Source organism: Streptomyces hesseae (genome assembly GCF_031845785.1).
Classification (GTDB): domain Bacteria; phylum Actinomycetota; class Actinomycetes; order Streptomycetales; family Streptomycetaceae; genus Streptomyces; species Streptomyces hesseae.
Window position 1 is genome coordinate 117,766 of record NZ_JAVRFI010000016.1, and the last position, 19,833, is coordinate 137,598.

21 protein-coding genes are annotated in these 19,833 nt (G+C 69.3%); 13 read left to right on the plus strand and 8 right to left on the minus strand.

All coding sequences use genetic code 11. The annotated features are described in order from the left end of the window. Positions 1-104: 104 nt before the first annotated feature. Positions 105-479 carry an SCO3933 family regulatory protein gene (locus tag RM609_RS23155; protein WP_311613438.1) on the minus strand — a complete coding sequence of 125 codons (375 nt, stop codon included), beginning with the start codon at positions 477-479 and terminating at the stop codon, positions 105-107. Positions 480-663: 184 nt separating this feature from the next. Between RM609_RS23155 and RM609_RS23160 the strand changes: the two genes are divergently transcribed. After that, complete coding sequence (locus tag RM609_RS23160) at positions 664-1,074, plus strand: GntR family transcriptional regulator (RefSeq protein WP_311613439.1); 411 nt, start codon at positions 664-666, stop codon at positions 1,072-1,074. Here RM609_RS23160 and RM609_RS23165 read toward each other — a convergent pair. The 3 genes from RM609_RS23165 to RM609_RS23175 all read right to left on the minus strand — a co-directional run bounded on the left by RM609_RS23165 (position 1,049) and on the right by RM609_RS23175 (position 4,664). Further along, the gene (locus RM609_RS23165) at positions 1,049-1,381 is read right to left on the minus strand and encodes a hypothetical protein (RefSeq protein WP_311613440.1); all 333 of its coding nucleotides are present in this window, start codon (positions 1,379-1,381) and stop codon (positions 1,049-1,051) included. The genes RM609_RS23160 and RM609_RS23165 overlap by 26 nt on opposite strands. A gap of 1,158 nt (positions 1,382-2,539) precedes the next feature. After that, complete coding sequence (locus RM609_RS23170) at positions 2,540-3,358, minus strand: class I SAM-dependent methyltransferase (protein WP_311613441.1); 819 nt, start codon at positions 3,356-3,358, stop codon at positions 2,540-2,542. 1 nt (position 3,359) lies between these two features. After that, positions 3,360-4,664, minus strand: a complete 1,305-nt coding sequence (locus tag RM609_RS23175) for a helix-turn-helix domain-containing protein (protein WP_311613442.1) — start codon at positions 4,662-4,664, stop codon at positions 3,360-3,362. 373 nt (positions 4,665-5,037) lie between these two features. On the opposite strand from RM609_RS23175, the gene RM609_RS23180 reads away from it, so the two are divergent. From RM609_RS23180 to hemC, 3 genes are read left to right on the plus strand one after another with little or no spacing between them, the layout of a single operon-like run. Beyond that, positions 5,038-5,553 carry a hypothetical protein gene (locus RM609_RS23180; RefSeq protein ID WP_311613443.1) on the plus strand — a complete coding sequence of 172 codons (516 nt, stop codon included), beginning with the start codon at positions 5,038-5,040 and terminating at the stop codon, positions 5,551-5,553. Beyond that, positions 5,550-6,026 carry an NUDIX domain-containing protein gene (locus RM609_RS23185; protein ID WP_311613445.1) on the plus strand — a complete coding sequence of 159 codons (477 nt, stop codon included), beginning with the start codon at positions 5,550-5,552 and terminating at the stop codon, positions 6,024-6,026. Before RM609_RS23180 ends, RM609_RS23185 begins: the two co-directional genes overlap by 4 nt. Then, the gene (gene hemC, locus RM609_RS23190; RefSeq protein WP_311613447.1) at positions 6,023-6,991 is read left to right on the plus strand and encodes a hydroxymethylbilane synthase; all 969 of its coding nucleotides are present in this window, start codon (positions 6,023-6,025) and stop codon (positions 6,989-6,991) included. Before RM609_RS23185 ends, hemC begins: the two co-directional genes overlap by 4 nt. A 335-nt stretch (positions 6,992-7,326) precedes the next feature. On the opposite strand, the gene RM609_RS23195 is transcribed toward hemC, so the two are convergent. Beyond that, positions 7,327-8,010: a lipoprotein gene (locus tag RM609_RS23195; RefSeq protein WP_311613448.1), complete on the minus strand. Its 684-nt coding sequence runs from the start codon at positions 8,008-8,010 to the stop codon at positions 7,327-7,329. Between the two features lie 142 nt (positions 8,011-8,152). On the opposite strand from RM609_RS23195, the gene RM609_RS23200 reads away from it, so the two are divergent. Then, complete coding sequence (locus RM609_RS23200; RefSeq protein WP_311613449.1) at positions 8,153-9,124, plus strand: LAETG motif-containing sortase-dependent surface protein; 972 nt, start codon at positions 8,153-8,155, stop codon at positions 9,122-9,124. A 217-nt stretch (positions 9,125-9,341) separates the two neighbouring features. Then, positions 9,342-10,475 (plus strand): alpha/beta hydrolase, encoded by a 1,134-nt coding sequence (locus tag RM609_RS23205; RefSeq protein WP_311613450.1) that lies wholly within the window; start codon positions 9,342-9,344, stop codon positions 10,473-10,475. Between the two features lie 49 nt (positions 10,476-10,524). Here RM609_RS23205 and RM609_RS23210 read toward each other — a convergent pair whose 3' ends face one another. Next, the gene (locus tag RM609_RS23210) at positions 10,525-11,442 is read right to left on the minus strand and encodes an SGNH/GDSL hydrolase family protein (protein ID WP_311613451.1); all 918 of its coding nucleotides are present in this window, start codon (positions 11,440-11,442) and stop codon (positions 10,525-10,527) included. A gap of 384 nt (positions 11,443-11,826) precedes the next feature. On the opposite strand from RM609_RS23210, the gene RM609_RS23215 reads away from it, so the two are divergent. Continuing rightward, on the plus strand, positions 11,827-12,243 hold the full coding sequence (locus RM609_RS23215) for a peptidoglycan-binding domain-containing protein (protein WP_311613452.1): 417 nt from the start codon (positions 11,827-11,829) through the stop codon (positions 12,241-12,243). Positions 12,244-12,322: 79 nt separating this feature from the next. Here the strand turns inward: RM609_RS23215 and RM609_RS23220 are convergent, their stop codons facing one another. After that, positions 12,323-12,994: a GGDEF domain-containing protein gene (locus RM609_RS23220; RefSeq protein WP_311613453.1), complete on the minus strand. Its 672-nt coding sequence runs from the start codon at positions 12,992-12,994 to the stop codon at positions 12,323-12,325. Positions 12,995-13,512: 518 nt separating this feature from the next. Between RM609_RS23220 and RM609_RS23225 the strand changes: the two genes are divergently transcribed. From RM609_RS23225 to RM609_RS23250, 6 genes are all read left to right on the plus strand, one after another. Next, positions 13,513-13,839 (plus strand): hypothetical protein, encoded by a 327-nt coding sequence (locus RM609_RS23225; protein ID WP_311613454.1) that lies wholly within the window; start codon positions 13,513-13,515, stop codon positions 13,837-13,839. 201 nt (positions 13,840-14,040) lie between these two features. Next, positions 14,041-14,967 (plus strand): bifunctional MaoC family dehydratase N-terminal/OB-fold nucleic acid binding domain-containing protein, encoded by a 927-nt coding sequence (locus RM609_RS23230; protein ID WP_311613455.1) that lies wholly within the window; start codon positions 14,041-14,043, stop codon positions 14,965-14,967. Then, the gene (locus RM609_RS23235) at positions 14,964-15,395 is read left to right on the plus strand and encodes a MaoC family dehydratase (protein WP_311613456.1); all 432 of its coding nucleotides are present in this window, start codon (positions 14,964-14,966) and stop codon (positions 15,393-15,395) included. Before RM609_RS23230 ends, RM609_RS23235 begins: the two co-directional genes overlap by 4 nt. Next, a complete protein-coding gene (locus RM609_RS23240; protein ID WP_311613457.1) occupies positions 15,392-16,534 on the plus strand; it encodes a lipid-transfer protein in 1,143 nt (380 codons plus the stop codon). The genes RM609_RS23235 and RM609_RS23240 overlap by 4 nt, the downstream gene beginning before the upstream one ends. Positions 16,535-16,588: 54 nt before the next feature. Next, positions 16,589-17,413, plus strand: a complete 825-nt coding sequence (locus RM609_RS23245; RefSeq protein WP_311613458.1) for a DUF1906 domain-containing protein — start codon at positions 16,589-16,591, stop codon at positions 17,411-17,413. Between the two features lie 143 nt (positions 17,414-17,556). Beyond that, positions 17,557-18,099 carry a SigE family RNA polymerase sigma factor gene (locus RM609_RS23250; RefSeq protein WP_311613459.1) on the plus strand — a complete coding sequence of 181 codons (543 nt, stop codon included), beginning with the start codon at positions 17,557-17,559 and terminating at the stop codon, positions 18,097-18,099. A 37-nt stretch (positions 18,100-18,136) separates the two neighbouring features. On the opposite strand, the gene RM609_RS23255 is transcribed toward RM609_RS23250, so the two are convergent. Continuing rightward, positions 18,137-19,789: a long-chain fatty acid--CoA ligase gene (locus RM609_RS23255; protein WP_311613460.1), complete on the minus strand. Its 1,653-nt coding sequence runs from the start codon at positions 19,787-19,789 to the stop codon at positions 18,137-18,139. Positions 19,790-19,833 lie beyond the last annotated feature (44 nt).

Genomic DNA, 19,833 nt, shown 5'->3' on the forward strand with positions numbered 1-19,833 from the left:
CAAGCTCTCCGAGAACCGGTCATCCGATCCTCGGTGAGCCACCGGGTAGGCCCGGCAGTGAGGGCAGAGCGAGGGAGCGAGGCAGAAGCGGGATTCGTCGCCGCTCACGCCGCCAGGTCTCCGGGCTCGTCGGCGACCGGTGCGGCGGGGGCGAGCAGTTCGAGCGCAGCGGCGCGGTAGGCGATGCCGTCCTGAAGCTGACCGTTGAAGACCCGCGCCCACGGAGTGGCGAACAGGTCCACCGGCCGGATCAGCTGACCGACGTTGAGGCCGTTGGGCAGACCGTCCTTCGGGACGGTGATCTTCATGGCTTCCGCCCGCTCCTCCTCCATCAGGAACAGGGTCACGGTGTAGAGCGGCTGGTTGCTCTCCCGGTCGGTGGCGGGGGTCGTCTTCTCCTGGTCGGTGAACTTCAGCACCGGCAGCGTGCCGACCATGAACCGGGTCGAGGCCAGCAGACCAACGCGGATACGCGCCATGGGGAACTCCTTCTCGGATCGAGGCCGCTCGGTGCGGCGTGATCACCACAGTGCACCATGCCCACCACCCCCGTCAAGCGCGCTAGCGCACCATGTCCGTAGTGCGGGGTTCGGGCATGGCTGGGTTCTGTGCAGTGCAAGCCGTTTAGTGCGATGGGTGCGCCAGGCGGGCTACCCTCGACGCATGAGCCTGCCGAGGGATTCCCACACTCCGCCATACCGGCTGGTCGCCGACGAGATCCGCAAGCAGATCCGTTCCGGGCGCATCAAGCCGGGCGAGCGCGTCCCGTCCTCGCGCGACCTCGAAGCTGAATACGAGATCGCGAACATGACCGCGCGCTCTGCCCTGCGCCTCCTGCGCGACGAGGGGCTGATCTACTCCACCCCCGGGCGGGGCAACTTCGTGTGCGACCCCCTACCGCCCGAGCCCAGCACAACGGCCGGCACGAGCAAGCCGGAGCCCGCAGACCACATGCCCACGCCCGAATACGAGGAGCTGTCCCAACGCCTTGACGCCGTAAACGCCAGGCTGGACAACCTCTTGGAGGTCTTCCAGCAGCTTGCCGGGATCACCGAGAAGCCGAAGAAGAAGTAGCCACCCCCTTCTCGCATATGCGGCGCGCCAGCTCCTCCAACTGGCCCAGCTTCTTATCAACCTCGGCCATCCGCGCCGTGATCTCCGCCGCCTCGTTCGCGTGCATGCCCGCCCCGTTCATGTCGTGCCGTTCTGTCGCGCCGTACTCACCCAAGCCGCAGTAGGGCCGATCACGGGACTGCCCGCGATGGACCCATTGCAGCCGGGAAAGCGGACACCCCACGGGGCAAGCCGTCAGCGCACGTCCGCAGCCCTTTCCGGACGAGGCTGCCCGCCCCGCCCAGTCGGCCGTTATGCCACTGCTCACGTCTCACACCTCCTCGCTCGTTCCGCCTCGGACCGCGCTTCCAGAATCCGGAGAAACGCCGGTTTCCCTAACCGGCAGTTCCGTGCTACGCAGGACCGCCCCCGTCATCAGCCGGCATTCGGGGGGATCGCCAATAGAGGTATCGCCGAGCTCGCGCGTGTGACCATGCATCAATGTGACGCCCGTCACTGGGCCGCCTTCCTCGCATCCAGCGCCGGACCCTCCGACGCGAGCGACAGGGGATCACCGAAAGCGGACACCCCCAGCGGCGAACGCATTTCCCCTATCCGCTTGGTATAGGTACGGGAAACCGCCATGGTGTGACACCGAGTGGCGCACCTCACACTGTGGATTAACTCCCGGCGCAATAGACCCTCCATCGGGCGGCGCGAATCAGGGACCAGCTCCCCTGGAAACCCAGGGAAGTCGGGGAATGCCGCCCCGCAAGCAGCCCTACCGGAGTCACGCCGACAACTCGAATTTCCCATGACCGCAGCCTGCCGAAAGAGCCCTGTGGACAGTTTCTGGCGATCCGGCGAACGAACCGGTTCAAATCCGAGCAGATATGGGCGAGCTAGAGCGCAAAGCGCCATAAAACGGGAAGCAAGCGCGGAGAAAGATTCGGCCGAAGCGGCCAAGAGGGAGAAGCGGCAGGGCTGTTACGAGTTTCTTTACTGGATCAAGGGCGGCCCGCTCGCGCGGTCCGCCGCGCGCTGGCGGCCCGTGGCCGCCGCCGCTCCTTGTCTAGCGCCACCGCTCCCGGCGGCCCCCGGCCACTCAGCGCGCAATGGCCAATCGACCGCGACGACCAGGCCCAGGAAGTACCTCGGACGGCCCAGCAGGGGCACCACCAGGGCGACAGCGCCGAAGTCACCGTCCAGCCACCGCATCAGACTCAGATGCCCCGGTAGCCCGACCCCGTCCCGTTCGCGCCGCACCTCTCCGATGGCGCCAGCCTCAAGGGGTCTGCCGGGCAAGCATGCAGCGCAACGGCCGGTAGAGGCGCCGGCCGTGACGGGAATGGATGGCGTGGCTGATGCCGGTGGGTGGTTGCTGGAGCCACACGTGGCGGGCGATCGTCATAGTGCCGGCGCGTCGTGGCTGGCTTTCTGTGGCCGCCGTTGACTGGGGATTTAGAGAAGAAGAGCCTAGGTCGGCTCAACGGCGACAGACCAGCAGGCCGCCGAGACACGCGATTTCGAACTGCCCTTGCTTTTCGATGCGTTGGGACACGATCTCCCCGGCGCGTTGGATCGTTTCTTCGAAGGGCACTGCGTGCTGATTGGCCCAGGCCCGGTACGACGCCATGTGCGCGACGACCGGAGCGGGATCGGTCACGGTGATGGTGCCGGGCAACTCGATCACGTTCACGGTGCCGAAGACGTGGCTGAGCACCGACGGGGCCTCTTCGAGCGAGAACCGGGCGCTGAGCGAGATCCGTGACGGCCCCCGATCCAGGCCGAGGATGTCGCCGGATGCGCGCTGCCATAGGTCGTCCAGCTCCGATTTGTCGCGGTCGCTGTTGGTCGATGCGATGACGGTTCCGCCGTCGGCGACCACCCGGCCGAGTTCGCTGACCGCTCCGGGGATGTCCTCGACGTGGTAGAGCATGTGCATGGCCAGTGCGGCGTTCACACGGCCGTCGTGCAGGGGCAGCTGTGAGGCGTCGGCCACGGCCACGGGGCCGGGTACTTCGGCGAGGATGCCGGCCGAGACGTCGAGTCCGAGCAGTTGGAGATCGGGGCGGTCGTTTCGCAGGCGGCGGATGAACTTGCCGTTCCCACAGCCGATGTCGACTACCGTTCCGCGGATTTCCCGTAGTTGCTCCGCGACCAGGCCGGGAAGGTCATAGCGCGGCGACTGCCACTGGTAGAGCGACTGCCGTGCCGAGAGATCCCGCCCGCTCTTGTAGGCGCTTCCGGAGAGAAGCGAACGATCGGTGACGTCGGCGTTGTGCCGTACGGGGGTGTCGGTCACGTCAGTGGCTCCGGGGCTTCGTGGACGTGGTCGTGCTGTGGATGCGTTCGCGCAGCTCTGCGACGCGTGGCGAACCACGGTACTGCTGAGCCCCGAGTTCGCCTGAGAGAGCGCTCAGGCGGCGGAGGATGCTCGCCGAGATCAGCCCGCCGGGGCTGTCGAGGACGAACGTCAGCATGGCCTCGGTGGCATCGACGTCTCCGGCGAGCATGTGCCCGCGTGCGAGGTCCAGGTGGGCCGCAAGCAGGTCACCGGTCGAGCGGTCGTCGGCTGCCGTATCGCGGTACAGATCGATTGCGGCGGCGGCACTGTCGATTGCCTGCCGTACGTTGCTGCGGTCGCCGATCGACAGGTGTGTGGTTCCGGCGTAGGTCAGCTGTTTGGCGTGCGGGAAGCTGAAGATTCCGGGTGTCTCGGCGTCCGGCAAGGCGTCTCGCGCCTGCTCGGCGCGGCGCAGGGCGGCGGTGGCCCCTCGGCGATCCCCGGCAGCGGCCAGGGCTCTGGCTTCCAGGCTCGCGAGCCGAACACCATCAGCCCCGGCCGCCGGGTAGGACTGGCCGGCGCGTGCGAGATCAGCAGCCTTTCGCGGGTCGCCGTCCCAGAAGGTGATCAGCGACTGCATGCCGCGAACCCAGGCGCGGAGCCCGTGGTGGTCCGCCTCTTCGGCGCAGGCCCATGCCGTGCGGGAGTGGGTCATGGCGGACGCGTAGTCCCCCAGGTCGAGGCATACGTGTGCTGACAGTCCACATAGGCGCCCTGCCGCCGCGTAGAGGTCGAGCGTCTGTCGTGGTCGTTGCCGCCCCCTCAGCAGGTCGAATGTCTCGTCCCGCAGGCTGCTGATCGTGTTGTGGAGCTCTGAGACAGGGCGGCTGACGTACTGGCGGGCCAGGGTAAAGACCTCGGAATCCAACTGTTCGACGGCATACGGGTCCGTGTTGCGTGAGGCGATGAACCGCGAAAACCGGGCCGAAGAGGTGGCGTCCGCAGCCAAGACGCGACGTGATGGCGCGACATGGACGGTGGTCTTCTGCTTTGGCAGTTCAGCGCTTCGGCTTGCCGTCTTGCGCCGCCTGGATACGCCGGCCGCACGGTCGAGCTCCACTTGGTCGACGCCGAAGACAGTGGCGAGGAAGCCGCGCGTTCGCGACGTCGGCACGCGGGATTCGCGCTCGTACCGGCCGATCTCCTTGCCGGTCATGGCAGAGCGTCCTTCGAGCCCGTTGTACTCGTCGGCGACGCGCTGTTGAGACCAACCGAGGTCATCGCGTAACCGCGCGAGCAATGCCCCGATGCCTGTCTCGGCCATCCGTCGCCCTCCCCGGCAGTCGGCTGCTGGCCCCCATACTGGCCCCCCAACTGGCCCCCGCCCAGGCTCCCGCCTCGAACGGGTTATGGGAGTTGGCTGGAGCCATGCCACCAGGAATAACGGTCAGAGACCGTAGAACGCGTTATTTCGCCTTCATGCGCGCCGATCGGATTCGGGAAGGCGACGCCGTGCTGGACGAGGGTGTGTTCCGCACTGTGAGCAAGCCGCCGGTGGGAGAACGGTCCCCGGGCGGTGGCCAGGTGATCAGCATCGCGTTGCAGAGCCGCGAGACCCCCCTGTGCACGCGGCCGCCCGCCCGTTTCGTGGTTCGCCGATCCGTCGTTCTGCCGTTCGTGAGGGAGGAGGGTTGACGGTGAGTGGCACGCTCGCGAGTCCGCCAAGCCGTGGCTTGGGCGTGACGCCTGGGCTCCTGTGCTCGGTGGTGGTGTCCACGTGGGTCGAAGACACCGCTGCCGGGCCCGTGGCATTCCTGCTGATCGGGCACCCGCCTGCCCGTCGCCAAGGAGAGACGGCGGAGAGCATCGAACAGCAGATGCTCGGCCTGTCTGCCGCGCTCGGTCTCACCGGATCGTCCGAACCCATGCGCCACGTGGGGAGCCGCGTGATTCTGCTGGGCGCCTCCGGGGCTCTGCTCTCCATCACGGGTGCCCCGTATTCGCTGCGTCTACCACCGGTCGGCGCTGAATGGTCGCGCATGGTCGGTGAGGGCGCCCCGGTGTGCATCCTTCTGGGGCTCGATCCCATCCCGCCTTACAGCGATGAGAAGGCGACGCAGGAGCATCTCAGCCTTTGGCTGTCGCACGATCGCATCCGCATGGGGGCGACCGCCGGCGTGGACCGGCAAGAGCTGGCGGGGCTGGTGCCATGACGCACACGCCGCCAGCTGGACACCCGATCACGGCATCCGTGCTCATCACGAATCCCCAAGACCGAGTGCTCATCGTCCATCCGGCGAAGGCGGATGCGCCTTGGGCGTTGCCGGGTGGGGTTGTCGAGCTCGGAGAGTCACCCCTTGACGCGGCCCGCCGGGAAGTCCGCGAAGAGCTCGGCTTGGTTCTCGACGTGCAGACGCACGACCTGTTCGCCGTCGAGTGGCTCGAAGCGACCAGGCCCGGGCGGCGTGACCGGCTCGTGTTCGTTTTCGCCGGCCCACAGTTGAGCCCTGCTGATCACGACCGCATCACCCTCCAATACGACGAGATCGACGCGTGGCGGTGGGAGCCGCCGACCAGCGCGTTGCGACTGCTGCACCCGCGAATCGCCGCACGCATCGTGGGGCCGCTCCAGTACCCACGCCCGACTACCTACCTTGAGACCAGGACCCAGGAGAGGACACCATGACCGACTTCCCCGACCGTCCCCTGCGTATCGGCACACGCAGTTCCCCCATGGCGCTCGCCCAGGTCGAGCAGGTATCCGCCCTTCTCCACAAGCACGAGCCCGACCTGAACATCGAGGTCGTCCCCGTCACCACCGAGGCGGACAAGTGGCAGGGCGACCTGGCCCAGCTCGGCGGGAAAGGCCTGTACGTCAAGGAAATCGATCAGATGCTGCAACGCGGCACCGTCGACATGGCGGTGCACTGCGTCAAGGACGTGCCGGGGGACCGGCCACTGCCGCAGGGGCTGATCTTCGCGGCGTACCTGCCCCGCGATGACGTTCGCGACGTCCTCCTCTTCCCGGAGGGCTCTGAGCGTCAGACTTTGGACGAGCTTCCGCCCGGCGCCGTCGTCGGAACGTCGGCCGTTCGCCGCAAGGCGCAGATCAACCGAGTACGTCCCGACCTCAGCGTCGTACGGGTCCGTGGGGCCGTGGGGTCGCGTGTCGAGAAGCTCGACGGGACTCGCAAGATCGACACCAAGCTCGACGCCATGGTGCTCGCCACGTCCGGGCTGGAGCGGCTGGGTATCGCCCACCGAGGCCGCCAGGTGTTCACCGTGGACGAGATGCTGCCCGCTGTCGGCGCCGGCACGCTCGGTCTGGAGTGCCGCCAGGACGACGGGGCTGTGGCTGGTCTGCTGTCCCAGCTCAACGATGAGCGGACCATGACCGAGATCACCGCCGAGCGCGTGATGCTGCACGGTCTGCGGGGGCACTGCAACAGCCCCATCGCTGGGCACTGCATCTCGGAGCCGGATGGGCAGCTCTCGCTGAGGGGTATGGTCTTCTCGCGGGACGGCTCCAAGTTCGTCCACGCCCACTACTGGGGCGAGAGCAGCAACGACCCCGCGACCCTCGGCACCCGCGTATGCGCCGAGCTGCTGCGGCAGGGGGCGCGCGACATCATCGAGGGCATCCCGCACTGACGTTTCCGGGATCTGTGGACCATACGTGGACCGGCGGACCGGCCGGGCCCCATCCGTGGCGCTGTTTGTACAGGTCACATGGGCAACAGCCCTTGTGACCACAGCCCTCTTGAAAACCGTCGTGGCAGCGATGTCACCGTGGGTTCAAATCCCACAGTCTCCGCCAGGTCTGCGTCAGCGCAGGACGGAAGGGGCGCACGGAGGATTCCGGGCGCCCCTTTGCGCTGAGCTCGTCGGGTCGGCTCACGCCGCGAGCGAGGCCCGCATGCGGTCCAGCCCGGGGGAGGACGTGGGCATCGGCCCAGTATGCGCGGTGCGCCTCGCGGGGCGTCGGCTCAGGTGGTGGAGCGCATTGTCGCCTTGGCCTGTTCGTAGGCCGGGATCATCACCTTGGAGTCGTCGCTCTCCGCGCCTTCGAGGTGCAGGACGGTCAGGCCCTTCGGGGTCTTCACCGCGAGGCCGCGGCGCGTCTGCGGCTCGTCCAGGAGGAGGTCCTGTTGTGTGTAGACGACCTCCGTGGCAGGCAGGTCGCCGAGCTTGGTCTCGGTGTAGCGGGGCTCGCTGACGCGCTTCTCCTCGGAGACGAAGTTCTCCAGTGCCTGGCGGGGCGACTTGTCGGGCCCGTCGATGGTGAACACCCGGATGAAGCCGATCACGCCGGTGGGACGTGCGGAGAGTTCGCAGGCGCCGTTCACGGACGGGTGGCCGGACAACTTGCGGAGGAAATCACGGCTTTCGGCCGTGAACTCGGTGAGCTTCCAGTCCTTCGGCGCCTCGAACGACACGGGGAGGGCGCAGGCGGTACCGGCGTCGCCGATCCTGCCGTCCTTCAGGCCCGCGCCGGCCTTGGGCTTGGCCGTCTTTCCCGTCGCGCCCGTCGTGGGTCCGGTCGGCTTGGTGCTCTCCTTCATCGCGCCCGCGGAGGTCTCGGTCCCGCTCTTGTCGTCCGTGGACGAGCAGCCGGTGAGTACACCGACGGTGAGCAGAGCGGACATCGCACCCGAAGCAATCCTGCGCATCAAACTTCCCCAATGAATATGACAAGACGGGCAAAGTTATATCTGTGCGGGTGATGCCAGTAAATCGGTGAGTCGGTTGTGATCATCAGATGTAGTGTGACAGGAGCTTTTTATCCGTTCCTTATGGCAAGTAGGTGCGTACATGAAGTTGGTTCGTGCGTCGGCTCTCGTCGCGGCCATGGCGATCGCCCCGGCCGTGCTGTTCTCCTCCCCGGCGATGGCCGCCGGTGATGGGCAGCCCGCCGCCGTGTCGGTGGCGGACAAGGCCGGTGACGCGAAGCCTGGCGGGGGCGAGAAGGGGGCGGCTCTCGCGGACGAGGAGAACCAGGTCGCCATCGCCAGGATTCTGGGCGACAAGAACTCGGGTCCCGGCGTTCGCGAGGCCGCGCAGAAGGCGCTCGACGGTACGCCCGAGGACCGGGTGCGGTTCCTTACGACGGGGCAGCACGAGCAGCGGCTGATCGATGACCACGTGCGGGTCTCCCGGATCATCGGTGGGGGCGGCCCCACGGTGAGGGAGTACGGCAAGGCCGCGTTGCAGGACGGCAGCGCCGCCGCCATCAAGCGCTTCCTGGAGGAGCAGCTGCCCTTCGCGCGCAAGACGGACCTCCGGATCAAGGTCACCCAGGTCGGCGGCGCCGGCGGTCCCGCCGTGCACAAGGCGGCCTACGAGGCACTGCGGGCCGACACCGACGAGGCCCTCAACCACTTCCTCGAGGTCGGCCAGCACGAGGCCCGCGCCAAGGACAAGGCCGCCGAGGACGCGGCCAAGGGCAAGGACGGCAAGGACCAGGGGGGCACCTCCGGCACCGGCCACGACGGCGGCAAGGACGCCAAGGACGGCAAGGTCGCCAAGCCGACCCCCTCCGCCGGCACCGACCAGGCGAAGCAGGGCGGCAGCGGCACCGAGGCCGGCGCCAAGCCGTCCGCTTCCGCTTCCGCCTCCGCGTCGGCCCAGGGCTCCGGGGCGTCCGCCAAGAGCGGTGGCTCCGAACTCGCCTTCACCGGCGCCGGTTCCGCCACCCCGTGGATCGTCGGCGGCACCGTCGTCGCCCTCGGCGCGGGCGCGGGCCTGGTCGTCGCCGCGCGTCGGCGCGGTGCCGCCCAGCGCTGACGTTCGTACGGCGGAACATGGACAGGGGCGCTCCCGGCCGGGGGCGCCCCTGTCGTTTGTCTGTGTGGTTGCCGAGTAATGCCCGGGTAATGGCTGTGTAAAAAGTCACGGCTTATGTCTGGAACGCCTGCGTCCCCACCCGCATCCCACAGGGCACATCCATTCGCCATGTGCCCTGTGCTGCTCGTCGGGCAGCCGATCTCAGCGGAGCGACGCCATGACGCATTCACCTTCCGGTATCCACGCGCCCCCGAGCCCCGTGCCACCGCCGCCGCGGCGCCGTTCCTCGCGGGGCAGGCGGTGGGCCGTCGTGGTGGCCTGCCTGGTCGTTCTCGGGCTGATCGCCTGGCCCGTGATGGTCCACTACGAGATACCCCCCTTCACGGACAAGGGCGACCCCGTCAGTTACGGCAAGGTCGAACAGCCGGAGCAGGGGAAAAACAAAAGCGGCGGAACTCCCGCGCGGCCGGTGGACTCCAAGGTGCTGATGCCGACCGGCCCGGCCGCCGACTTCAAGAACGCGCGGACCCTGGACGACGGCACCCACGTCAGCCTCGTGACCCTGGATGGCAAGAAGTCCGGCTTCAAGGGCAAGGTGTGGGTCTGGGCACCCAAGGAGTACACGGACGACCCGAAGTACGCGAAGAGCGGCTTCCCCGTGATGATCGCCCTGCCCGGCGGGCCCGGCTATGGCACCAACTACTGGTGGGCGGGCTTCAACTTCCAGGAGAACATGGCCAAGTGGTACAAGGAGGGCAAGGTCAAGCCCTTCCTGCTGGCCATGCCGGTGCTGAACCCCGGCCCGGACGACAAGGGCATCTACTGGGACGGCAGTGACATCCCGGGGCAGCCGAAGATGGGCACCTGGCTGACCGAGGACGTCCCGGACCTGATGCGCGCCAACTTCCGTACGCTCAAGTCGCGGGACGGCTGGGCGTTCATGGGCTCCTCGACCGGCGGTTTCGCCGGCCTGAAGGCCGTGCTGAAACACCCGGACAAGTTCAAGGCCGTCATAGCCAACGGACCGGACATCGTCCCCGACTCACCGCTGTGGAACGGCCACGAGAAGGAGAAGGCCGAGAACAACCCCGAGGTGCTGGCCAAACGCCTGATCGACACCAAGGGGCCGGACGTCTACCTCTCCTTCCAGGTCGGCACGCGGGAGAGCAACAAGCACACGCTGCCCGATGTCCGGAAGTTCATCGAGACCTACGGCAAGGGTCCTGTCCACACCGATCTCAAGGTGATCGAGGGCGGCCGGCACGACGGGGCCACATACGCCCCGAACCTCGGCGACGGCCCGCTCCAGTGGATCAGTGAGCAGATCGAGGGGCCGACGCCCTCGTCCTGAGACGGAGGGCAGGGGGACGGGCGCTCACCCGTCCCCCCCCGCCCCGGCGTCAGCGCGCGCCCGGGCCGAAGATGATCGTGTCGACGATCGCCTCCGCCATCGCCCGTTCGCCGTTCGCGTTCGGGTGGAAGGCCGTCGCGGGGCGGCTCAGGCGGGGGTAGAGGCCCTCGACGTAACGCTCCTCGAACGGCTGGCAGGCGTCGTGGTCGGCCGTCGTGGCGTTGGTGTTGACGTAGAGGTCGCCCCGGTCGGTGGCCTGCTTGCGGAGCATGGCGTTGAGCCGGCGGAGGGTGCCGCGCAGATACGGGATGTCGCCGTCGGCGATGCGCACCGACTTCCGGCAGCCCTCGATGTCGTCGCCGAGCAGCGCCGGGTAGCCGACGACGGCCACGCGCGCGTGCGGCGCGCGTTCGTGGACGGCCTTGAGGACGGCCTCGACCTTGGGGGCCGTCTCGTTGATGCGCTTCTCGAGCTCGTCGGTGCCGTTCCGTGTGAAGTAGCGCTGGCAGGGGTTGTCGCGCGGGATGCTGTCCACGGGACCCAGCGGGTGGATGCAGCGGCCGATGATGTCGCCGAAGCCGATGTCGTTGCCGCCGATGCCGATGGTCACCAGGGAGGTGTCCGGGCTGACGGCGTTCAGCTGCGGGTCGTTGCCGGTGGCGCCCTGCCGGTTCCACATGTGGTCGGTCGTGGCACCGCCGCAGCTGGCGTCGGTGAAGCTCGTACGGTCCGATATGCCCAGCTCCTCGCGGACGATCGAGGGGTAGTTGGCGTCGGAGCGGCCGCACCGCACGTTCACCTGACGAGGGATGGCGGGGCCGGAAGTGAAGGAGTCGCCGAGGGCGACGTAGCGCGGGACGCGCGGGCGCGGTTCCGCCGCCGTGGCGGGTGTCGCGGCGGTGCCTGCCGCGACCGCCGCCGCGGCGCCCAGCGCGGTCAGCGCCAGGCGGAGTCTGCTGCGGGCCATGGGAGCCTCCTACGGGCGTACGGGCCTGTGTGTACGGCTGGTGCGTACGGCTGCATACGGCTGGTGCGTACGCATAGTGTGTACGACTGGGGGGCGGCGCCAGCCTCGGGGGTGGCACGTGGGGGCGTCAATGGAACGGCCGGTATGCCGGACACCTCTGACCGGATACCGGAGATCCGGCGTCCGGACCGGCGGGCTTGACGGACGGGCTCGACGGACGAGTTTGACGGACGGGCTTGATGGAAGTTCCGCTTCCGTCACAGAGATCACCGGGCCGTCGCGGTCGTGCGTCAGGGGCGTCCGACGGCGGTCGGCGGCTTCTGGCATGCGCAGATCAGTGCCTAATCTCCGTTCAGAGATCAACTTCCAACGGGGAGAAAGCACGTGTTCAAGAAGTACGCGGCGAAAGCCGGCCTCGTGGTGGGTACGGCCGCGCTGGTCGCCGGCGGGCTCGCCGGTACGGCCAACGCGGCCGAGGGCGCCGGCTACGTCGGTTCCGGCTACACCACCAGCGGCTCCGCCGTCTGGTGCGTGCAGCACCAGGTCAACAGCATCGCCGCCAAGGTCGGCCGGGCGCAGATCGCCGAGGACGGCAAGTGGGGACCGCGGACCAAGGACCAGGTCGTCTGGTACCAGAACTGGGTGGGCGCGGACGCCGACGGGATCGTCGGGCCGACGACCGGCGACTACCTGCTGCGCTACGGCGACCAGTACTACGGGGGCCAGAGCGGTTACTGCGCCGGCCTGATCCCGAGCGACTCGCGCCTCGGCGGGATGTACGTCTCCACCCATCTCGACTGACGGCAGCGGCGCCGAGGCGTCCCGGACGTCGTACGGCTGTTGGGGCAGCCGTAAGCCGTCGGCCGTAAGCCGTCGGCCGTCATGACGCCTTCCGCCTCACCGGCGTGAGCAGCGTCAGGTGCGTACGGGACCGCTGGGGGCGGCCCGGATGGCGGGCGGAAGCGGTGCGGTGGACCACAGGGGCGGCTCCGGCGGGCCGCCAGTGGTCGCCGCACCGCTTCGCCGTGTACATGGCCTCGTCGGCGGCGCGCAGCAGGTCCGACAGCCCGCCGCCGGGCCGGTGGGCGGAGCGGCACAGCCCGATGGAGGCGCGTGGCGCCAGCGTCACCCGGCCCGTGTCGAGCGGGGCCGAGAGTCGGGCGGAGAGACGGGTCATCTCCGCGTCCGCGTCGGCCTCCGGCGCGAGCCGCACCAGCGCGGTGAACTCGTCGCCGCCCAGCCGCGCGGCGAAGCCGCCGCGCTCCCGGCACCAGACGGCGAGCCGCCCTCCGACGGCCGCGATGACCTGATCCCCGGCCTCGTGGCCATGGGTGTCGTTGATCTGCTTGAAGCCGTTGAGGTCGAGCAGCAGCACGGCCGTGTGCGGGTGCCGGAAGGCCCGGGTGGCGCGGGCGGTGAACTCCTCGCGGCGCATCAGGCCGGTGAGCCGGTCCGTACGGGCGCTGCGGAGCCGGCGGGAGAGGAAGAGCGCGTGGGCGGCCCACCCGGCGGTCGGGGCGGCGACGGGCAGGGCCTGGAGTATGAGGTTCATCGTGCACCTTCCTGTGAGACGGGTTGACGTGCGCGACTTACGTTTCTGCTGCGGCCGTTGAGGAATTCATGAGTCCTGCGCTTCATGCGCTTGGTGCGACTCGCGCGATTCATGTGATTCCTGCGTCTCGTGTGTGGCACGTGCTCCACGAGTGCGCTGAGCCGTAAGGGAGTTCACGAGGCGTACCGGCCGGAACCGGATGGCTTCACCCGGTGAAGACGCCTGTCACTGTGTCGACTTATGGGCAATTCGGGGGAGATTCACAGTGACTTGACGAAACGGTTCACCACATGGGGCACATGGGACTTAAGGGGATCGAGATGGTGTGGATGCGATGCTTTTCGCAATGATGTGGGTTTAAGTCGGACTCGTCATGCTTGCGAGGGAATGCGGACAGACTGGGGGTTCGGTGGAGATTCGGTGGGCAATTCTGGCGGTGCGACGTCGAACAAGCGCCGAGGCGGTCGGCCAACCTCCCGGCAACATCGAGTAGTTCTGTTCCTTCAGGAGGAATCGAAATGGCAAGCACCCGCACTGCCGCCCGCATCTTCGCCGCCCTCACGGCCCTGCCGATGGCGGCCCTCCTCTTCGCCGGCGTGGCCACGGCCGACGACGGCGGTCAGCTCGCCAACAGGGGCTCAAACGTCGCCGCCGCAGGCATCGTGGGGAGCGGCGTCGGGGGAAGCAATCACGGCAACAGCACCACGACCCTGTCGCAGGCCACCGGAAACGGAGCCACGAATCAGACCAACACCGCGAGCATCCTCAGTCCCGGACAGCATGGTCACAACTTCATCCAGCAGGAGAACGTGAGGATCACCTTCACGGAGCTGTGGCGCCACTGAGCGCGCGCCTGCCACCCGGGTGACACGGGTGGCACGGGTGATGTGGTGAGAAGTGGGCTGGGTCGGTACGACACCGCGCGGCGGCACTCCGGTGCCGCCGCGCGGCTTTTCCGTGCGCCCTGACACCGCATGTCCTGACACCGCATGCCCTGACACCGCATGCCTTGACACGGGCGGAGAGCTGACGGACAGTCAGAAACTATGACCGTGGCCGACCTGTCCGCGCAGCTCACGGCGTACGAGGGGCGCCCCGCCGTCCTGGGAGGGCGGGGCAGGGACCCCGTCGGCGCCGCGATGATCAGACACTGGTGCGAGGCCATGGGGGTCCCGGAGCCGGGTGTCGAGGGGGAGGCGCCGCCCGCCATGCTCCAGGTCTGGATCATGGGAGGGCTCTCCGGCGCCGTCGGACGTACCGCGGCGTACGAGGAGCTCGTCGCCCTGCTCGACCGCGCCGGTTGCACCGCCGTCGTCGCGACCGACTGCGAGCAGGAGTATCTACGGCCGCTCCGGACCGGCGACGAGATCACCTTCGACGCGGTGATCGAGTCGGTCTCCTCCCGCAAGACCACAGCGCTCGGCACCGGTCACTTCATCACCACCCGCACCGAGATCCGCGCCAACGGCGAGCTCGCGGGAATCCACCGCTTCCGCGTCCTGCGATACGCGCCGGTCCGCACCAAACCTGCCAGCGCTGCCAACGATGCCCCCGCCCCCGCCGAGCGCCCCCGCCCCGTGATCAATCGCGACAACGCCGGCTTCTGGGAGGGCGTCGCCGGGCACCGGCTGCTCATCCAGCGCTGCACCGCCTGTGGAAGACAGCGTTTTCCCTGGCTGCCGGGGTGTGGCGAGTGCGGATCCCCGCTGTGGGAAGCCGTCGAGGCCTCGGGGGAGGGGGTCGTCTTCTCGTACGTCGTCATGCATCACCCACCCGTGGCGGGCTTCGACGCGCCGTACGCCGTCGGTCTGATCGAACTCGTCGAAGGCGTAAGGATGATCAGCAATGTCGTGGGCGTCGAACCGGGCCGGATCCGGATCGGGATGCCGGTGACGCTGGAGTTCGTCCGGGACCCGGAGGCGTCCGGGGGCCAGGAGCTGCCCGTCTTCCGGGCGTACGAGGAGGGGCTGTGAAGCCCGGCGACGAACTCCCCGTCCTCAGCGTCCCCGTCACCCGCACCCTGATCATCGCCGGGGCCCTCGCCACCAGGGACTTCAAGGATGTGCACCACGACCCCGAGGCGGCCCGGGCCAAGGGGGCGCCGGACATCTTTATGAACATCCTCACCACCCAGGGCCTCGTCGGCCGCTTCCTCGCCGAGCGGCTCGGCCCCGGCGCCCGGCTCCGGAAGCTGTCCATCCGGCTCGGGGTGCCCAACTACCCCGGTGATACCCTCCACTTGACCGGATCGATCACGTCCGTAAGTGAAGACGAACGCGCTGTCGAAGTCGCCATCACGGGCATCAACGGCCTCGGCCGTCACGTCACCGGCACGGCGTGCGTGAAGATCCCCTCCGGACCCTCCGTGCCCTCCGAACCGTCCAAGGAGGAGGGAGCATGACAACCCTCGCCGCGATCGCCGGCATCGGCGCCACCCCCTTCACCAAGGACTCCGGCCGCAGTGAACTCGCCCTGGCCGCCGAGGCCGTACGGGCCGCCCTCGCGGACGCGGGCCTCGCGCCCGGCGACGTCGACGGCATGGTCACCTTCACCATGGACACCAGCCCCGAGATCGCGGTCGCCCGGGCCACCGGCATCGGTGAGCTGGCCTTCTTCTCCCGGGTCCACTACGGCGGCGGCGCGGCCTGCGCCACCGTCCAGCAGGCCGCCCTCGCGGTGACGGCGGGGGTCGCCGACGTCGTCGTCTGCTACCGGGCCTTCAACGAGCGCTCCGGACGGCGCTTCGGCGCCGGGGTGCGGGGGCGGGAGCCATCGGCCGAGGGCGTGGCGCTGGGCTGGGGCCTGCCCTTCGGGCTGATCACGCCCGCCTCCTGGGCGGCCGTGCACGCCCGCCGTTATCTCCATATGTACGGTCTGACGACAGAGGTTTTCGGCCATGTCGCCGTCACCGACCGGCGTTACGCGGCCCGCAACCCCGCCGCGTACTTCCACGGCCGTCCCCTCACGCTCGCCGAGCACGCCGCCTCGCGCTGGATCGCCGAGCCGCTGCGGCTGCTGGACTGCTGCCAGGAGACCGACGGCGGCCAGGCGCTCGTCGTGACCTCCCTGGAACGGGCGAGGGCGCTGCGGCGGCCGCCCGTCGTCATCGCCGCCGCCGCGCAGGGCGCGGCGCGCGGACAGGAGCAGATGACGGGCTTCTACGAGGGCGATCTGGGCGGGCTGCCCGAGACGGGCGTCGTGGCGCGCCGGCTGTGGCGGGACAGCGGGCTGAGCCCGGCGGACATCGACGTGGCCGTCCTCTACGACCACTTCACGCCCTACGTCCTCATGCAGCTGGAGGAGTTCGGCTTCTGCGGGCGCGGCGAAGGGGGCGGGCTCGTGGCGTCCGGAACGTTGCCGATCAATACCCACGGAGGGCAGTTGGGCGAGGCGTATCTCCACGGGATGAACGGGATCGCCGAGGCCGTGCGCCAGGTGCGCGGCACGTCCGTGAACCAGGTGCCGGGGGCCGGACGGGTGCTCGTCACCGCCGGGAGCGGTGTTCCCACGTCGGGGCTCATTCTTGCGGCATCCGGATGAACCGAGGGCGTGTCAGCGCGGGGCCGTCGCGTCCGGGCCCCTTGACTCGCGGTTATGCCACGACCGAGAAAGATCATCGGATATCTCGTCGCCCTTATGGCGGCGCTGGCCCAGGTGGCCGCCCAGGCCGTGCCGGTGACGGCCGCCCCGGGCGCCCGGCCCTCCGTCTACCGGGGCCGGGGCTTCGACAGCTGTCAGGCACCGTCGCTGCCCACCCTCGGTGCCTGGGGGGCGGCCACCTCGTACGGGGCCGTCGGCGTCTACTACGCCGGTCGCGGCCGGGCCTGCCCCCACCAGCGCTACCTCAGCCACCGCTGGCTCACCGGCGCCCGCGACCTGGGCTGGCGGGTGCTGCCCGTGTACGTCGGCTCGCAGTCGCCCTGTGTGCGCGCGGCCTCCAAGCGGGGCAACCCGATCGGCTACTACCCCTGGGACCAGGGCGAGGAGGAGGGCCTGGACGCCGTGCGCAGCGCCGATGACCTGGGCATCGCGGTCGGCAGCCCGCTCTACCTGGACATGGAGGCGTACGACTACGGCGACGAGGAGTGCGGCGGCACCACCCTCGACTTCATCCGCTCCTGGAGCGGCACGGTCTCCCGGCACGGCTACATCCCAGGCTTCTACAGCAGCGCCGAGTCCGGGGTGCGTCACATGGAGCTGGCCCGGCGGGACGGGCTGGGCGACCTGCCGGAGGTGGTGTGGTTCGCCCGCTGGAAGGTTCCCGCCTCGACGGACAGCGAGCGCGTGCTGGCGTCGGGCTCCTGGCAGCCGCACCGGCGGATCCATCAGTACGCCGGAAATGTCACGGAGACGCACGGTGGCCGGAAAATGACCATCGACCGCAATGCCATCGACGCCCCCGTGGCGATCATCCGCTGATCGCGTACCGATACCTACCGAAGCATTTCGGCTCTCCCCCTCCAGGAGGTGGGGACAACCCCACGCATACGACCTGAGGGGGATCGGGCTTCGGCACCTACGGCCGATCCGCCGGTGGTGCCCCCGCTCCTAGCGTTGAGGGCATGACAGTGACCTCGACGTCTGTGTGCACCAGCGCTTCCACCGCCGCCGTGTACCCGTCGTTCTCTTCGTACGTACGGGCCCGCGGGCAGGTACTCCAGCGCACCGCCCGCTCGCTGACCTCGAACCCGTGCGACGCCGAGGATCTGCTGCAGACGGCCCTCACCAAGACCTATCTGGCCTGGGACCGCATCGAGGACCACCGGGCCCTCGACGGCTACGTCCGCCGGGCGCTGGTGAACACCCGCACCTCCCAGTGGCGCAAGCGCAAGGTCGACGAGTTCCCCTGCGAGGAGCTCCCCGAGCGCGATTCGGCGCCCGTCGCCGACCCCGCCGAGCAGCAGGCCCTGCGCGACGCGATGTGGCGCGCGGTGCACCGGCTGCCCGACCGCCAGCGGGCCATGGTCGTCCTCAGGTATTACGAGGACATGACCGAGGTCCAGACCGCCGAGCTCCTCGGGGTGTCCGTCGGCACGGTCAAGAGCGCGGTCTCCCGCGCGCTCGGGAAGCTTCGCGAGGACCCGGAGCTGTCGTACGCGGCGTAGGCGGCCGCGTACGACGGAGAAGCGGCTCCGGGCCGCCTCAGCTGAGCGTCGTGACGATCAGCTCGCCGTCCGCGTACTGCTTGCGCAGCACCTTCTTGTCGAACTTCCCCACCGACGTCTTCGGCACCGACTGGAGCAGCGCCCAGCGCTCGGGCAGCTGCCAGCGGGCGACGCGCTCGCCGAGGAAGGCGCGCAGCCCCTCGTAGTCGACGGCCGCGCCGTCCCGCAGGACGACGGCGGCCAGCGGACGCTCGCCCCACTTGTCGTCGGGGACGGCCACGACGGCCGCCTCCGCGATCTCGGGGTGGGCCATCAGGTGGTTCTCCAGCTCGACCGAGGAGATCCACTCGCCACCGGACTTGATCACGTCCTTGGCCCGGTCGGTGAGGTTGAGGAAGCCGTCCGGGGTGATCGTGCCGACGTCGCCCGTGCGCAGCCAGCCGTCGGGGCTGAACTTGTCCTCGGGGCGGTACGGTTCGCCGTCCGCGCCCCCGTGGTACGCGCCCGCGATCCACGGGCCGCGCACCTCCAGCTCACCGGCCGACTCGCCGTCCCACGGCAGCTCCTGCCCGCCGGGGCCGATCAGCCGTGCCTCGACCGACGCGGGCATCCGGCCCTGGGTGACGCGGTACGGCCACGCCTCCTCGGCGTCCAGCCCGGCGGGCGGGAAGGCGACGGAGCCCAGCGGCGACGTCTCCGTCATGCCCCACGCCTGCACGAGCGTCAGGCCGTGCCGCTCCTCGAACGCCTTCATCAGCGCGGGCGGACAGGCGCTGCCGCCGCTGATCACGGTGCGCAGGGAGGACATGTCGCGGGGGCGCGCGTCGAGTTCGCCCAGCAGGCCCTGCCAGATCGTCGGGACGCCGGCCGACACGGTCGGGCGCTCCTTCTCGATCATCTCGGCGAGCGGCGCGGGCTGGAGGAAGCGGTCGGGCATCAGCAGCGAGGTGCCGGCCATGAACGCGGCGTGCGGCAGGCCCCAGGCGTTGACGTGGAACATCGGTACGACGGGGAGGCAGGTCTCGGCCGGGGTCAGCCCGAAGGAGGCCGCGGCGTTGACCTCCATGGCGTGGAGATAGACCGAACGGTGGCTGTACACCACGCCCTTGGGGTCGCCGGTGGTGCCGGAGGTGTAGCAGAGGGCCGCGGCCTGACGCTCGTCGATCTCGGGCCAGGGGTAGTGGTCGCCGGGCTGCCCGGCGATGAGCTCCTCGTAGAGGTGCACCCGGGGCTTCACGCCCTCCAGGACGGAGCGGTCGCCGGGGCCGGAGACGATCACGTGCTCGACGCTGTCGAGGTACGGGAGGAGGGGCGCGAGCAGCGGCAGCAGGGAGCCGTTGACGATCACGACGCGGTCGGCGGCGTGCCGCACGATCCAGGCGAGCTGCTCGGGAGGCAGCCGCAGATTGAGGGTGTGGAGCACGGCGCCCATGGAGGGGATCGCGAGGTACGCCTCGACGTGGTCGGCGTTGTTCCACATCAGCGTCGCGACGGGATCCCCCTCGGCGACGCCCAGGGCGCGCAGGGCGTGCGCGAGCCGGGTGGCACGGGTCCCGATCTCGGCGAAGGTGCGCCGCTCGGGCTCGCCTTCTCCCGTCCACGTCGTGACGCGGGCGCTGCCGTGGATCCGCGCCCCGTGGGCCAGGATCCGAGTAACGGTCAGCGGTACGTCCTGCATCGTGCTCTGCACCGGGAGCCTCCCCATTCTGCGCGCGCGTCGTTACGCGAGGGTCG